This is a genomic window from Rhizobacter sp. P1_G5, assembly GCF_056405435.1.
Genome location: NZ_JBFUCB010000084.1, coordinates 1 through 15,233, shown reverse-complemented (window position 1 = coordinate 15,233; position 15,233 = coordinate 1). Strand labels below are relative to the sequence as shown.

Below are 15,233 nucleotides of genomic sequence, written 5' to 3'. Positions count from 1 at the left end.
CCGGCAGCAATGCCACCCCCACGCAGCGCGGCCGCGGCTGCCAGCTCTGCAACGGCACCGGCTACGCCGGGCGGCTGGGGGTCTACGAGATGCTGGAGATGGACGCCGGGCTGGCCCATGCGGCCACGCACGGCGATCCGGCCGCCTTCCTCGCGGCGGCACGCGAGCGCATGCGCGGCCGCACGCTGGCGCACCGCGCCTGCGACCTGGTGCGCGCCGGGCAGACCTCGATCGCCGAGGCGATGCGCCTGACCAGCGAATTCGACCAGGACTCCGGCCATGGATAGGTTCCACTGGAAAGGCCGCAACGCGCGCGGCGAACTGATCGCCGGCAGCTTGAACGCGCCCACCGAATCGGCGGTGGCCGACCAGTTGCTGGCCGGCGGCGTCACGCCGGTGCACATCACCGTGGACGATGTCGAAGCGGCAGCGGTATCCCCGGCGTGGTGGCAGGCCCTGCGCGCAGGCTCCGTCACGCTCGAAGACATGCTGGTGCTGGCCAGGCAGCTCTACACGCTGCTGCGGGCCGGGGTGCCGCTGCTGCGCGCGCTGGCGGGGCTGCAGGCCTCGGCCGTGAAGCCGGCGCTCTCGCAGGTGCTGGCCGACGTGCGCGCCTGCCTCGACCAGGGCCGCGAGCTGTCGGCCGCACTGGCGCGGCACCCGCAGGTGTTCACGCCCTTCTTCATCGCGATGACGCGGGTCGGCGAGATGACGGGCCGGCTGCCCGAGGTGTTCCTGCGGCTGGCCGAGCACATCGAGTTCGAGATGGACATCCGCTCGCGCATCCGCCAGGCGCTGCGCTACCCGGCGATGGTGGTGGTGGCGATGGGCATCGCGCTGGTGGTCATCAACCTGTTCGTGCTGCCGGCCTTCGCCTCGGTGTTCGCAGGCTTCAAGACGCAGCTGCCGCTGATGACGCGCCTGCTGCTCGGCTTCTCGGCCTTCACGCTCGCGTGGTGGCCGCTGCTGCTGGCGGCCGGCACGGCCGGCGTCCTCGCGCTGCGCGCCTGGCTCGCCACGCCGGACGGCCGCTACCGCTGGGACCGGCTGAAGCTGCGCCTGCCGATCGCCGGGCCGATCGTGCAGAAGGCCACGCTGGCGCGTTTCGCCCGCAGCTTCGCGCTGGCGTCGCGCAGCGGCATTCCCCTCAGCCAGGCGATGACGGTGGTCGCGCAGACGGTGGACAACGCGTGGATCGCGAGCCGCATCGAACAGATGCGCGACGGCGTCGAGCGCGGCGGCAGCCTGTCGCGCTGCGCCGCGGCCAGCGGCATCTTCACGCCGGTGGTGCTGCAGATGATCGCGGTCGGCGAGGAGACCGGCGAACTCGACGCGCTGCTGCTCGAGATCGCCGCCATGTACGAGCGCGAGACCGCCTACGGCATCAAGGGCCTCGCCAGCGCGATCGAGCCGCTGCTGCTGCTGGTGATCGCCGGCCTGGTGCTGGTGCTGGCACTCGGCGTGTTCCTGCCGCTGTGGAGCCTCGGCCAGGCAGCGATGGGCAGGGGAGGTTGATATGTCCTCTCCAGCAACGGCGTCGACCCCCGATAAGTCCGGCATGTCAAGCCTGCCATCCGGTCATGTTCATCCTCGCCCGATCCAGCGCGGCCTGTCGCTGATCGAGCTCGTCGTGTTCATGGTCGTGCTGAGCGCGGCGCTGGCAGGCGTGCTGCGGGTGTTCATCCAGGCGGGTGCGCACAGCGCCGATCCGCTGCAGCGGCGGCAGGCGCTGGCGGTCGCGGAGGCCCTGCTCGACGAGATCGAGCAGATGTCGTTCACCTGGTGCGATCCCGATGATCCCAATGCGGCGCTGACCGTCACCAGCGCGGCCGGCTGCGCCAGCCTGCCAGAGGCGATGGGCCCGGAGTCGAACGAGACACGCGCCGCCACGCCGCAGTTCGACAACGTCAACGACTACCACGGCTATGCCGCGAACGGCATCGTCGACATCACGAACACGCCGATCACGGCCCTGTCGGGCTACCGCGCCTCAGTGGCCGTGACGGCGGCCGACCTCGGCAACAGCTACTACCAGCTGACGGCAGCGAGCGGTGCCGTCCTGCGCATCACCGTCACCGTCACCAGCCCGGACGGCAACACGCTGACCCTCGACGGCTACCGGACCGCCCATGCGCCATCGCCTGCCATCTGATGCGCCGGCGGCCTCGTGCCAGCCACGCGGCTTCACGCTCGTCGAGGCGGTGATCGTCATCGCGATCACCGGCATCCTCGCCGCGATCGTCACGCGCTTCATCGTGCAGCCGGTGCAGCTCTACCTGGCCACGCAGGCCCGCGCCCAGCTGGTCGATGTGGCCGACAACGCGTTGCGGCGCATGGCGCGCGAGCTGCGCCTGGCCTTGCCGAACAGCCCGCGGGTCTCGTCGTCGGGCCTGTCGCTGGAATTGATCCCGGTCACGAGCGTTGCCCGCTACAAGACGGAAGGCACGGACCCCCTCCAGTTCGGCACCGTCGACACCTCGTTCGACATCGTCGGACCGRCACTGACGGTCGGCAGCGCACAGCAGCTGGTGTTCTACAACCTCGGACCCGGCATCACCGGCTCGGATGCGTATGCCGCCAACAGCAGCGCCACCGAACAGTCGAACTCGAACCGCCGCACCGCCACCAACGCCGCCGGCAGCGCGACGACGATCACGATGAGTTCGCTGGCCGGCCTTCCGATCGGTGACTTCTCGGCGCCTTACCGCGTCTTCGCAGTCGACCCGCCGGTGACCTACCGCTGCGACATCGCCGCCGGCACGCTGACGCGCTACAGCGGCTACGGCTTCCAGGCCACGCAGCCGGATCCACCGAGCAGCGGCACCTCCAGCGTGCTCGCGACCGGCGTCACCGCCTGCAGCTTCACCTACGACGCCGCCGTGTTCGCGATGCGGGCCGGCCTGGTCAGCCTGCAGCTGAGCCTGGCCACCAGCACGCCCTCGGGCACCGAAAGCATCACCCTGCACCATGAAGTCCACGTCGACAACCTGCCTTGAACGGCGACCGGGCCGGCGCCTCGGGCACCGTGGCTTCACGATGGTGTCGGTCGTGTTCATCCTGGTCGTGCTGGCCGCGCTCGGGGCGGCGCTGGCCGACATCAGCCAGCGCCAGCACCTCGCGGCGGCATCCGACCTGCAGGCCGCGCGGGCCTACCAGGCGGCACGCGCCGGCCTGGAATGGTGGGCGTACTGGCAGGCCCATGCCGGCACCGCGAACGGCGACTGCATGGCGACGAACAGCATCGTGCCGGGCGGCACGCTGAGCGGCTTCACGGTCACGCTGACCTGCACGCGCACGCCGGCCGCCTACCCGGCAACCGCGAGCGACGGTGCGACGACGCTGACCTTTTGGACCGTCGTCGCGAATGCGTGCAACGCACCGGACAACGGCGCCTGCCCGGCCTCCTCCACCACCGTCCCGACCTATGTCGAGCGGCAACTGACCTGGACGATCGTGCGATGAGCAAGCTGAAGCGCCTGGTGACCCTGCTCGCTGCGGTTGCGTCATGCTGGACCGCGATGAACGCGCTGGCGGGTGAGGTGGCCGGCGTGCGGGCCCAATACTTCAACACCGATCCGTCGAACCCGGACTACACCTTCAGCAGCCCGTCCGTCGCGCTCGACCGCATCGAGCCGACGATCAACCTCAACGGCATCACGTCCGCGCCGGCCGATGGTGTCAGCAGCACCTACTACCTGATTCGCTACACAGGCTACGTGCTGGTTCCGGCCACCGGCAGCTACACCTTCACCGTGCAGGCGGCAGACGGCGTGAGGCTCTACCTGGACTGCAACCTCGACGGCAGCTTCGACTCGACCGAGAAGCTCATCGAGAACTGGACCAACCGCAGCTCGGCCGTCTCGATCTCCGCGTCATGCCCGAACCAGCTGACCGCCGGCAGCCGCCATGCGTTCACGTATGAATTCTATGAATCGACCGGCGCCGCGACGGCGCGCCTGCTGTGGGCCGGCCCGTCTCCCGTCGGCTCGACGGCAACCGTGATTCCCGCCAGCAATGGCACCTTGGGGTTGACGACCCGGGTCAGCGACAGCGTCGCGCCGACGCTCGTATCGGCCCGGATGCCGTGCGGTTCGGCCAACCAGGTGCTGGTGACATTCTCGGAACAGGTCGACAGCGGCAACGCCCAGACGATCGCGAACTACGCACTCACTGGGGGGCACACCGTCAGCACCGCCACCCTGCAGGCCGACGGCAAGTCCGTGTTGCTGACCATTTCACCGGCGCTCTCGGCCTCGCAGACGCTGACCGTGAACAACATCGCCGACCTGGCGGTCGGCCCTGCCAACACGATCGCCGCCAACACATCGGCCACCGTTGCCTACACCGCAACCTACACCAGCGGCCTGACCGGCACCTACTACGACCAGAACGCCACCGCCGGCGCATTCTTCACGGGGAACACCGTGTCCCGCACCGATGCGTCGGCCGATTTCGTTTGGGGAGCCGCCGCCCCGGTCAGCGGCATCCCTGCCACCAACTACAGTGTGCGCTGGACCGGGGCGATCCTCGTGCCGACCACGGGCTCGTACGTCCTCGGCTTCTTGTCGAGAGACAACGCCCGCGTGTGGATCAATGGTGCCTACCACGCAGGCAACTGGTTCACCACCACCACCGGCACGAGCCTGGCTACGGGCAGCTCCGTCACGCTGACGGCGGGGACCTACATTCCGATCACCCTGGAATACTTCAACAGGGCAACGGGCAACATCATCCAACTGGTGTGGAAGAAGCCTGGCAGCAGTTCGTACGTCAGCGTTCCCTCCAGCCAGCTTTTCCACTGCACCGGCAACCCCGGCGTCAGCTTCACCATCGGCACCAGCAGCAGCGGCACCTGCGGATCCACGATGGTCACGCTCACGGCGCTGAACACCGACGGCAGCGCGAAGACCAGCTACACCGGCGCGGTCTCGCTGAGCACCTCCACCGGCCGTGGCGACTGGAGCGCCGGGTCCCCAGCGCCCAACGGAACGTTCACCAACGGCACCGCCGACGACGGGGCCGCCGCGTACACCTTCAATTCCGCGGACGGCGGATCCGTCCGGCTCAACCTGGCTCAGATCCGGGCGCAGAGTTTCTCGATCACCGCCGCCGATCCTTCCGTTTCCGGTTCGAGCAGCACTTCGTCCACCATCTCGGTCAGCGGCAGCAACGCATTCGTCTTCACGGAAGACGCTGCCGGCAAGATCGCCGGCAGCGATGTGGCCGTCGCCGGTCGCCCTCACGACTACACGCTCACCGTGACGCGCGGCGATTCAAGTTCCGCAAACTGTGGCATCGCCACCGACTACACCGGCAGCCACTCACTCAAGATGTGGCGTACCGATTCGAACGGCAGCTGGACGGCGCCCACCGTGGTCTCGCCCGCGCTGACCATCCCCGCGGCGCAGCCGGCCACCAGCAACATCACGCTGAACTTCACCAACGGCGTCGCGAGCTTCAATGTCGGCACGACGGACATCGGTCGCTACAGCTTCAGCCTGCAGGACGATTCGCAGAGCTACACGAGCGCGACCATCAGCGGCACGGGCAATGCGCTGACGGTACGGCCCTTCGCGCTGGTTGTCAGCAATTTGTGGTGCACACACGGCTACCTGAACCAGCCTGTCGAATTCTCGAACCGTCCCGAATGGGGCGGCCCTCCATTCTGTCGCGCCGGCTACAGCTTCAAGGCCGATGTCGCCGCCTACCGCTGGGCATCCTCGATGGCCGGCAATGGAACCGATGGCAACGACGACGGCCTGCCGGACGGCACGGCGACCCTGACGAACGTGACGGCTGGCGGCCTGGCGCCCTCCTTCAACAGTGCCGTGACGCTCCGGCCCCTCGCCGGCAGCCAGGTGCCATCCACCGGCGTGCTGGGCACGCTGAGCAATGGCAGCAGCATCTCCGGCTTTTCCGGCGGCAAGGCCACGCCGAGCACCCTCAGCTACTCGGAAGTGGGAACCTTCCAGCTCGACAGCCAATCGCTCGTCACCGATTACCTCGGCAGCGGCCTGACACTGAACGGCTCGCTGTTCACGTCCGCCGCCTCAGCCACGTCGACATCGACCATCGGGCGCTTCGCGCCTGCCAGGTTCGCCGCCAGCAACGCAAGCGTCACGCTGCGCCCGCAGAGCGCTTGCTCGCCCGCTTCCACCTTCAACTACCTGGGCGAAACCTTCGCCATCAACTTCACGCTCACGGCACAAGACGCACTGGGCAATACGACGAAGAACTACACCGGCAGCTACGCCAAGCTCGATCTTGGCAACGCCGGCACACTCCAGTTGGCCGGCACCAGCGGCAGCACGGTGTTCTCGGCCACTTCCAACTCGCCGCGACTTTCACTCGGTTCCATCTCGGGGACCTGGGGAAACGCCACCGGTACTGCCGCGGTCACCGTCAGCGCCACGGCCGAGCGCGCCAGCTCACCGGACGGTCCCTTCGATGCCACCTTCGGGATCGCCCCGGTCGACAGCGACTACACGGCGATGGGCTCGTTCGATCTCGATGCCGACAGCAGCGTCAGCGGCAACGACCACACGGCGCTCGTCAGCGTGCCGCTGCGCTTCGGCCGTCTGCGCCTGCAGAACGTCATCATGTCTCGCAACCGTCGCGCGTTCGTTCCCATGACGGCGCAGCACTGGAACGGCAGTGCCTTCGCCACCAACACGCTGGACAGCTGCACGACGATCCCTGCGAGCGCGCTGAACTTCGGCAACTACCGCCTGACGATGGCGGCCAGCGATACCAACGTGCTGGCCGGCAATCCGACGCTCACGCTCTCTTCCGGCAGCGGCCTCATCATGCTCGAGCAGAGCGTCAGCGGCCACCGCGGCACCTTCGACATCGCCGTGAGCCTCGGCAGCAGCGCCACCGACACCTCCTGCCTGCAACCCTGGACGCCCGGCAGCGGCGATGCCGCCACCGCCGGCGCCGGCCTCACCTACCTGCGCGGCGCCTGGTGCGGCAGCAGCTACGACCGCGATCCATCGGCGCGCATCTCCTACGGGCTCTACCGCGGCGCCGACAAATTCCTCTTCCAACGCGAGAACTACTGACATGACCCTGCGCTGGCCGTGGACACGCCCCATCCCCTCCGATTCGCTGGCCATCTCGCTCGACGGCAGCACGCTGGTCTACGCCCAGGTGGCGGCCATCGCCGGCGGCAGCCGCCCGCTGCTGCGCCGCTGCGGCACGCTGCCCGTCGACACCGCTCGCCCGCAGGAACTGGCCGGCYGGCTGCGCGCGCTCGGCCTGCCCACGCAGTCGGTCGTCGCGCTGCTGCAGGTGCCGCAGTGCCAGTTGCTGCAGATCGACACCCCGGCGGTCGCCCCCGAGGAATTGAAGGCCGCCGCCCGCTGGCGCATCAAGGACCTGGTCGACTGCCATGTCGACGACCTGACGATCGACGTGATGCACGTCGGAGACGGCCGCGCGCACGGGCCGAAGCAGGCCTTCGTCGCCGCGACACCGAACCGCGTGATCCAGGGCGTCGCGTCGCTGTGCGAAGCGGCCGGCCTGCAGCTCGCCACCATCGACATCCGCGAGACAGCGCAGCGCAACCTGCAATGCGCCCTCGCACAGGCCGGCACGCAAGGCGACCGGGCCGGCGCGCTGCTGATGCGCCACGGCGAGCACTGCCTGCTGACGATCTGCGCCCAAGGCGAGCTGTTCTACACCCGCCGCTTCGCCTGGGAGGGCGCGCTCGATACCACCGCGCCGGCCGTGTCGCAAAGCCTCTCGCAGCCGATCCCGCTGCTCGAGGCCGGCGAGATGCCCGACATCGTCGACTACGGCGTCGACCTGGCCGTCGAGGACGACAGCGCTGAGACCCCGCGCATCGTCATCGAGKTGCAGCGCTCGCTCGACCTGTGGGAGCGCTCCTGGCCCGGGCTGCCGCTGCACGGTGTGACCGTCGACGCCGGCGAGTCCACCGCCGCGCTCGCGGCGGTGCTCGCACGCCAGCTCGGCCAGCCCGTCGCGACGCTCGACCCGCGCCCGGCGTTCGACGGCGTGATGGCGGCCTGCCGCGGCGACACCACGCTCGCGCGCACCGTCCTGCCGCTGCTCGGCGCGCTGCTGCGCGACGGCCACCGCAACCGCTGAGGCCGAGCCATGCCGCAACAGATCAACCTCTTCAGCCCGATCCTGCTGACGCAGCCTCGGCACTTCTCGGCCCGCACGCTGGTCCAGGCGCTGGCCCTGCTCAGCCTCGGCATCGCCGCCCTCTGCGCATGGACCGTGGTCCAGAACACGGCGCTTGGCCGCGAGCTGCAGTCCACCTCGCAGCAGCACGCCGCCGAGCGGCAGACGCTGCAGCGCGCCATCGCGGCCAACCCGGGCGCAGCCGCCAGCACCACGAGCCTCGGGCAGGACCTGCAGTCGCTGCAGCGGCGGCTGGCCGAGCGCGAGCAGACGCTGGCCGAGCTGATGCGCGGTCGCATCGTCGATGGCCGCAGCCATTCGGCACGCCTGCGCCTGATCGCCCGCACGGTGCCCGCCTCCGCCTGGCTCGACGAGATCGCGATCCACGGCGAATCGCTGTCGCTGTCCGGCCGCACGCTCGACCCGTCGGCGCTGAAGCCGTGGATCGCCGCGCTGGCCGACGAGCCGCTGCTGGCCGGCCAGTCGCTGACGGCGCTGAAGGTCGACCAGGCCGGCGACGACTGGCGCTTCACGCTGACGCAGGCAGGAGGGCGGCCATGAAGCTTCGCCCTCATGGAAAGCGCCTGGCGCGCCGCATCGACGGCCTCGGGCTGCGCGAGCGCTGCATGCTGTTCGCGTCGATCGCGCTGCTGATGGCCGCGGCTGCCGATTCGCTCGTGCTGTCGCCGGCCATCGCCGAACAGAAGCTGCTGGCGGCCCGGCTGAAGCAGGACAACGCCGAGCTCGTCACGCTGCGCACCCGGCTGGCGCAGGCCACGCGCACGCCCGACGCCGATTCTCCGGTGATGCGGCTGCGCCACGACATTGCGCGATTGCAGGCCCGGCAGCAGGCCGTCGACGCCGACATCGAGCGCCTGGGCACCACGGCCAGCGAGCGCACGGCCCTGGCGCAACTGCTGGAGCGCACGCTGGCGCGCCACGAGCGCCTCACGCTTCGCAAGTTGGCAACGGCCACCGAGCCGCCGTCCTCGGCGGCTTCTTCTGCCGTCGCGAAGACCGCCCTGCGCTGGCAGGGCGTCGATCTCGCCGTGAGCGGCAGCTATGCCGACCTGGTCGAGTACCTGTCCGCGCTGGAGAGCGCGCTGCCCGGCCTGCGCTGGGATGCGCTGAAGCTGACCGCCAGCCCGTCCGCGGCATCGACGCTCACGCTGCGCCTGTACCTCGTGGAGGGCACGTGATGAACACACGCCACTGGACGCTGCGCGGGTTCGGTTGCTGGCTCGCCTGCTGCTGCCTCGGCGCGACCGCCGCCCCCCTGCGCGACCCGATGCAGCCGCCGGCCGCGGCCGTGCCGGCCGCGAGCGCCGACGCGCCCCGCGACGCCGCGGACGAGTCGCCTCATCACATCACCGTGGTCGGCACCACCCGCCATGTGGTGCACCGGGGCCGCCGGCTGTCGGTGGGCGACCTGCTGGGCGGCAGCCGCATCGAGCGCATCGATGACGACGCCGTCTGGCTGCGCGACGCGCAAGGGCTGCGCCGCGCACCGCTGTATCCCGGCGTCATCCGCCGCCCCACCGCCACCTCGATCCCCACCTCCTCGCCGCCTCAGGCACCGAATCGACCGCCCGCAAAGGATCTCCCACCATGAACCCGTCCCCTGCAGTACTGCGGCAGCGCCGCACGGGCCCGCGTTGGGCGACCCTGCTGTCCGGCTTCGCCACCGCCATCGCACTCTCCGGCTGTGCCGACCAACCGCTGCGCACCGCCAGCCCGAACGCCAGCCTGCAGGCCGAGCTGGCGGCCGCACTGGCGCAGCGCCCGCCTTCGACCGCGGTCTCGACGCCCGACACACCGGTGCCGCCAGCACCACCGGCCCGACCCGCGGCACCGCTGCCGCCACCCGAAGCCCGCTTCGACCTGATCGTCAATGGCGCCCAGGTGCGCGACGTCTTCCTGTCGCTGGTCACCGATTCGCGCTACAGCATGCTGATGCACCCCGATGTGGGCGGCACGATCTCGGTGACGCTGAAGGGCGTGACGATGCGCGAGGCGCTCGAATCGCTGCGCGAGGTCTATGGCTACGACTACAGGATCGACGGCCGGCGCGTCACGGTGTTCCCACCGACGCTGCAGACGCGCATCTTCATGGTGAACTACCTGCACACGCAGCGCAGCGGGCGCAGCGACATGCGCATCAGCTCGGGCGCCCCGCCGGCGAACGGCGATGGCAGCAGCGGCACCGGCAACGGCAACAGCGGCGGCACCGCGTCGAACGGCAGCCGTTCGCGCGGCAGCGACACCGAGGGCAGCCAGGTGTCGACCACCTCGAAGAGCGACTTCTGGACCGAGACCACCGAGGCGCTGCGCGCGATGGTCGGTACGGCGGCCGGCCGCAACGTGATCGCGAGCCCGCAGTCCGGCACGATCGCCGTGCGTGCGATGCCCGACGAATTGCGCCAGATCGAGTCCTTCCTGCGCAGCACGCGGCTGTCGATCGAGCGCCAGGTGATGCTCGAGGCGAAGATCATCGAGGTCGAGCTGCGCGACGGCTTCCAGAGCGGCATCGACTGGTCGGTGCTGCGCAGCCGCTTCTCGATCGGCCAGAGCAGCGGCAGCGCCGGCAATGCGCTGGTCGGCAACGGCAACGGCCTGCCGACACTCGCCAGCGGCACCACGGCGGCGCTGGCCGATGTCGTCGGCCTGCCGATCTCCGGCAGCGGTGCGAGCGGCCTGGCGCTCGCGAGCGGCGGCTTCCAGTCGATCCTCGGCTTCCTCGAGACGCACGGCGACGTGCAAATCCTGTCGAGCCCGCGCGTCGCGACGCTGAACAACCAGAAGGCAGTGCTGAAGGTGGGCACCGACGACTACTTCGTCACCAACGTGTCGGGCGGCAGCATCACCACCGGCACCTCCACCAGCACCGGCACGACGACGATGCCGACGCTGACGCTCACGCCGTTCTTCTCGGGCATCGCGCTCGACGTGACCCCGCAGATCGACGAGGCCGGCATGGTCACGCTGCACGTGCATCCGTCGGTGACCTCGGTGGTCGAGAAGACCAAGCAGATCGATCTCGGCACCATCGGCAACTACCGGTTGCCGCTGGCCTCCAGCAGCGTCAACGAGACCGACACGGTGGTGCGCATCCCCGACGGCGCGATCGTCGCGATCGGCGGGCTGATGCAGGTGGAGTCGTCGCGCCAGAGCTCGGGCCTGCCGGGTGCGAGCAGCAATGCGATCACCGGCACGCTGTTCAACAACCGGGTGAACGCCGGCCGCAAGAAGGAGCTGGTGGTGCTGATCAAGCCGACCATCATCCGCGGCCCCGAGGACTGGCTGCGCATCACCGAGCAGAGCCGCGCGGCGCTCGACGAGATCGAAGGCCAGCGCCGCGTGATCACGCTCGACGGTTCGACGAACAAGCCGGGCACACGTTGAGCCCACCCGTTGCGTTGGTTTGCAATGGTTTGCAATCCTGACGAGTGCCTCTCGCCGATCTGCATGCTCTCTCCAAAGTTGCTGGTCAGCATTCACCTGCCAGTCAAGCGAACCCAGGCAATCGGGCCTGTTCGCAAGACCCAGTCGTTCGAGGTGATTCCACCGGTCGGCGTCGCTGGCAACAACCGCCTTTCAAAGGAAGTCCCCATGAAGAAGCAAGCTGGTTTCACCCTCATCGAACTCACGATGGTCATCGTCATCCTGGGCGTGCTGGCCGTGACGGCGCTGCCGAAGTACATCGACATGAAGAAGGACGCGCAACAGGCGGCTCTCAACGCCATGGCCGGCAGCCTGAGTGCGGCCTCCGCCATCAACTACGCCGCCAAGAAGGCCGGCAACACGGCGGCTGTTCCTGTCGCGAACTGCTCGACGGTCTCCACCCTCCTGCAAGTTGCCATGCCGACCAACTACACCATCACGGCCGCAGCGGTGACGACCGATGCGACCGTGACATGCGTTCTCAAGGACTCGAACAACACTGCGCTGACAGACGCCAACTTCTCGGCCATCGGCACCTGAACCATGCGCGGCCGGCTTGTCGAAGCGGGCTTCACCCTGATCGAACTGGTCATGGTGATCGTCATCACCGGCACGCTGGCCGTCTTCGCCCTCCCCCGCCTGGTCGACACCAGTTCGTGGCGCCTGCGGGCCTTCAGCGACCAACTGCAAGGCCAGTTGCACACCGCGCAGCGCCTCTCGCTGACCCAGCGCCGCCCGGTGATCGCGACGATCACCGCCACCGGCGCGAGCTTCGCCTACGTCAGCGGCAGCACCCTCGCCGCGCTGCCCTGCCCATCGGCCGTCGCGAACTGCATCGCCGGATCCGGCACGCGCACCATCACCTTCAACGCCGGCAACTCCGGCCAGGCCCTCACCTCCACCGGGGCGGCGCTGACCGTCACCGTGAGCGGTGACGGCTACACCAGCGCCTTCACGGTCGAGAACGACACCGGCGCGCTGCACTGAGTCTTCGGCACGTCGCAGCCCGCGGGACAAGCCCTGTCCCGCCCGAGCGGGTTTCACCTGAGTTTTCGCGCCTCGGCGAAGTGGCTACATTGCCTTCCCGGTCTCGACTCGGGACCTGCATGAAGGAGACCCGGCCATGGCGTTCATCCTCACCCGTTCTTTGCAGCACGCCTTGCTGCTCGGCCTCGRACTCGGCTTCAGCGCCACCGCGCTCGCCGCGCCGCCCAAGGTCGTGACCACCGCGAACTCCGACCCGCAGTGCTTCGCGCCGTGGAGCACCACGACCAAGCTGTTCCAGTACCCGGCCAAGAAGGGCCCGTACCGCGTCGCGCTCGCCAACGGCTACATCGCCAACACCTGGCGCATCCAGATGATCAAGACGGCCAAGGCCTATGCGGCGCAGCCCGAGGTGGCGGCGAAGCTGAAGGAGTACAAGGTCGTCTCGACCGGCGAAGACGTGGCCGCGCAGATCGCCGCGATCAACAACTTCATCGACTCGGGCTTCGACGCGATCGTCGTCAACGCGCAGAACCCTGCCGCCTTCAAGCCGGTGATCAAGCGCGCGAACGATGCCGGCGTKGTGCTGGTCGCGTTCGACAACATCCTCGACACCGAGGASGCGATCAACGTCAACGTCGACCAGAAGGGCCTGGGCACCTACTGGGGCCAGTGGCTGATCAAGAACACCCCCAACGGCGGCAAGGTGCTGGAGGTGCGCGGCGTGTCGGGCACCTCGGTCGATCGCGACCGGCACGACGGCATCCAGGAAGCGCTGAAGGCCTCCGGCAAGAAGTGGGAGACCATCGAGGTGATCGGCAAGTGGGACGACCCCACGTCGCAGAAGGTCACGGCCGATGCGATCGCGGTGCACAAGAAGTTCGACGCGATCACCGCGCAGGGCGGTGACACCGGCGTCGTGCAGGCGATGCTCGACGCCAAGCACCCGATGGTGCCGTTCGCCGGCGAGACCGAGAACGGCTTCCGCAAGTTCTGCGCGAAGTACGCCGGGCAGGGGCTGAAGTGCGCCTCGGGCGGCACCGGTCCGGCACAGGTGGCGGTCGCGATCAAGGTGGCGATCGCGGCGCTCGAGGGCAAGGTGCTGCCGCAGTCGATCAAGCTGCCGCTGTCGACGGTGGAGGAACCGGGCTTCAAGGACGGCGCCAACTTCTACGCGACGCAGTCCGACAACTTCTTCGTCGGCAACGCGTTCCCGACCTGCGGCATCAATTTCACGGCCCAGGAGATCATGGGCCAGTCCGAAACGAATAAGTAAGCGCCCCCCAGTCGCTGCGCGCTCCTGCCCCCAAGGGGCGCCACCCTGCGGCCGGGCAAAGCCGGTTCCGCGGGCGTTGCTTGATCAGGTCCTTTGCCAATGAGCCTTCTTGAGATTCAGGCGATCAGCAAGCGTTACGGGGGAGTGCACGCGCTGCAATCGGCCGACCTGCGCGTCGAGGCCGGCCGCATCCACGCGATCCTCGGCGAGAACGGGGCCGGCAAATCGACGCTGATCAAGCTGATCGCCGGCGTCGTCGCGCCCGACGAAGGCCGCATGCTGCTCGACGGCCAGCCGGTCACGTTCGCATCGCCCGCAGCGGCCAACACCGCCGGCATCACCTGCGTGTTCCAGGAGCTGTCGCTGATCCCCGACCTCTCGGTGGCCGACAACCTCTTCATCAGCCAGCCGCCGCGTCATTTCGGCCGCTTCGGCCTGATCGACCGCCGCACGCAGCGCCGCCAGGCCGAAGCGGCGCTCGCGCGCGCTGGTGCCGCCGACATCCACCCGCTCGCGCTGGTGAAGGACCTCTCGCTGTCGCGCCGGCAGATGGTCGAGATCGCGAAGGCGCTGGCGCGCCGGCCGCGGCTGCTGATCCTCGACGAGGCCACGTCGGCGCTGACCGCCGCCGATGTCGGGCGGGTCTACGCGGTGCTGAAGCAGCTGCGCGCCGACGGGCTCGCGCTGCTCTACATCTCGCACCGCATGCACGAGATCGCCGAGCTGGCCGACGAATGCACCGTGTTCTGCGACGGCCGCAGCGTCGCGCACTTCGCGGCCGGCGCGAAGACCGACACCGAGATCGTCGAGCTGATGATCGGCCGCAGCTACAGCGGCGTGTTCCCGGACAAGCCGGTGCGCGAACCCGAGACCGCAGCCGATCCGGCACCGCCGCGCCTCGAGCTGCGCGGCCTGCACTGGACGCACCGCCTCGCCGATGTCTCCCTGCGCCTGCACGCCGGCGAGATCGTCGGCCTGGGCGGCCTCGACGGCCAGGGCCAGCGCGAACTGCTGCTCGCGCTGTTCGGCGTGCTGCGCGGCTGCCGCGGCGAATTGCTGATCGACGGCCGCCCGACCCCGTTCACCGGCCCGCATGCCGCGAAGCAGCCGCGCATCGGCATGGCGCTGATCCCCGAAGACCGCAAGACCGAAGGCCTGATGTTGCCGATGTCGGTGCGCGAGAACCTGTCGTTCGCGGCGCTCGGCGCGCTGTCGCACGGCGGCGTGATCGACCGCCAGGCCGAACGCGCCGCGGTGGAGCGGATGATGGCGCTGCTCGCGGTGCGCTGCGACGGCCTCGACGTGGCGGCCGGCGCGCTGTCCGGTGGCAACCAGCAGAAGCTCGTGATCGGCAAGTGGCTGATGAGGGCGCCGCGCATCATCC

General features: G+C 69.2%; 15 protein-coding genes. All 15 read left to right on the top strand.

Annotated elements, in window-relative coordinates; translation table 11 throughout:
• Positions 1 to 287: ATPase, T2SS/T4P/T4SS family (locus tag AC1D12_RS08835; RefSeq protein WP_477839986.1), on the top strand; the 287-nt coding region annotated here is incomplete at its 5' end.
• Entirely contained in the window at positions 280 to 1,515 is a 1,236-nt protein-coding gene (locus tag AC1D12_RS08830) for a type II secretion system F family protein (protein WP_477839984.1), read from the top strand. The genes AC1D12_RS08835 and AC1D12_RS08830, both read left to right, overlap by 8 nt.
• 43 nt (positions 1,516 to 1,558) lie before the next feature.
• Positions 1,559 to 2,152: a prepilin-type N-terminal cleavage/methylation domain-containing protein gene (locus tag AC1D12_RS08825; RefSeq protein ID WP_477839983.1), complete on the top strand. Its 594-nt coding sequence runs from the start codon at positions 1,559 to 1,561 to the stop codon at positions 2,150 to 2,152.
• A complete protein-coding gene (locus AC1D12_RS08820) occupies positions 2,130 to 2,996 on the top strand; it encodes a prepilin-type N-terminal cleavage/methylation domain-containing protein (RefSeq protein WP_477839981.1) in 867 nt (288 codons plus the stop codon). The genes AC1D12_RS08825 and AC1D12_RS08820 overlap by 23 nt, the downstream gene beginning before the upstream one ends.
• On the top strand, positions 2,968 to 3,462 hold the full coding sequence (locus AC1D12_RS08815) for an agglutinin biogenesis protein MshP (RefSeq protein WP_477839979.1): 495 nt from the start codon (positions 2,968 to 2,970) through the stop codon (positions 3,460 to 3,462). The genes AC1D12_RS08820 and AC1D12_RS08815 overlap by 29 nt, the downstream gene beginning before the upstream one ends.
• Positions 3,459 to 7,061, top strand: coding sequence for a PA14 domain-containing protein (locus tag AC1D12_RS08810; RefSeq protein WP_477839988.1), 3,603 nt, complete (start codon positions 3,459 to 3,461; stop codon positions 7,059 to 7,061). The genes AC1D12_RS08815 and AC1D12_RS08810 overlap by 4 nt, the downstream gene beginning before the upstream one ends.
• A 1-nt stretch (position 7,062) precedes the next feature.
• Complete coding sequence (locus tag AC1D12_RS08805) at positions 7,063 to 8,109, top strand: hypothetical protein (RefSeq protein ID WP_477839977.1); 1,047 nt, start codon at positions 7,063 to 7,065, stop codon at positions 8,107 to 8,109.
• Between the two features lie 9 nt (positions 8,110 to 8,118).
• Complete coding sequence (locus AC1D12_RS08800; protein ID WP_477825045.1) at positions 8,119 to 8,709, top strand: PilN domain-containing protein; 591 nt, start codon at positions 8,119 to 8,121, stop codon at positions 8,707 to 8,709.
• Complete coding sequence (locus AC1D12_RS08795; RefSeq protein WP_477825046.1) at positions 8,706 to 9,347, top strand: hypothetical protein; 642 nt, start codon at positions 8,706 to 8,708, stop codon at positions 9,345 to 9,347. Before AC1D12_RS08800 ends, AC1D12_RS08795 begins: the two co-directional genes overlap by 4 nt.
• Positions 9,347 to 9,760, top strand: a complete 414-nt coding sequence (locus AC1D12_RS08790) for a hypothetical protein (protein WP_477839975.1) — start codon at positions 9,347 to 9,349, stop codon at positions 9,758 to 9,760. Before AC1D12_RS08795 ends, AC1D12_RS08790 begins: the two co-directional genes overlap by 1 nt.
• Positions 9,757 to 11,550 (top strand): secretin GspD/PilQ domain-containing protein, encoded by a 1,794-nt coding sequence (locus tag AC1D12_RS08785; RefSeq protein WP_477826960.1) that lies wholly within the window; start codon positions 9,757 to 9,759, stop codon positions 11,548 to 11,550. The genes AC1D12_RS08790 and AC1D12_RS08785 overlap by 4 nt, the downstream gene beginning before the upstream one ends.
• 207 nt (positions 11,551 to 11,757) lie before the next feature.
• On the top strand, positions 11,758 to 12,129 hold the full coding sequence (locus AC1D12_RS08780; RefSeq protein WP_477839974.1) for a prepilin-type N-terminal cleavage/methylation domain-containing protein: 372 nt from the start codon (positions 11,758 to 11,760) through the stop codon (positions 12,127 to 12,129).
• Between the two features lie 3 nt (positions 12,130 to 12,132).
• Entirely contained in the window at positions 12,133 to 12,576 is a 444-nt protein-coding gene (locus AC1D12_RS08775; protein WP_477826958.1) for a pilus assembly FimT family protein, read from the top strand.
• 136 nt (positions 12,577 to 12,712) lie between these two features.
• Positions 12,713 to 13,849 (top strand): sugar ABC transporter substrate-binding protein, encoded by a 1,137-nt coding sequence (locus tag AC1D12_RS08770; RefSeq protein WP_477839971.1) that lies wholly within the window; start codon positions 12,713 to 12,715, stop codon positions 13,847 to 13,849.
• A gap of 99 nt (positions 13,850 to 13,948) precedes the next feature.
• Positions 13,949 to 15,233: sugar ABC transporter ATP-binding protein (locus AC1D12_RS08765; RefSeq protein WP_477839969.1), on the top strand; the 1,285-nt coding region annotated here is incomplete at its 3' end.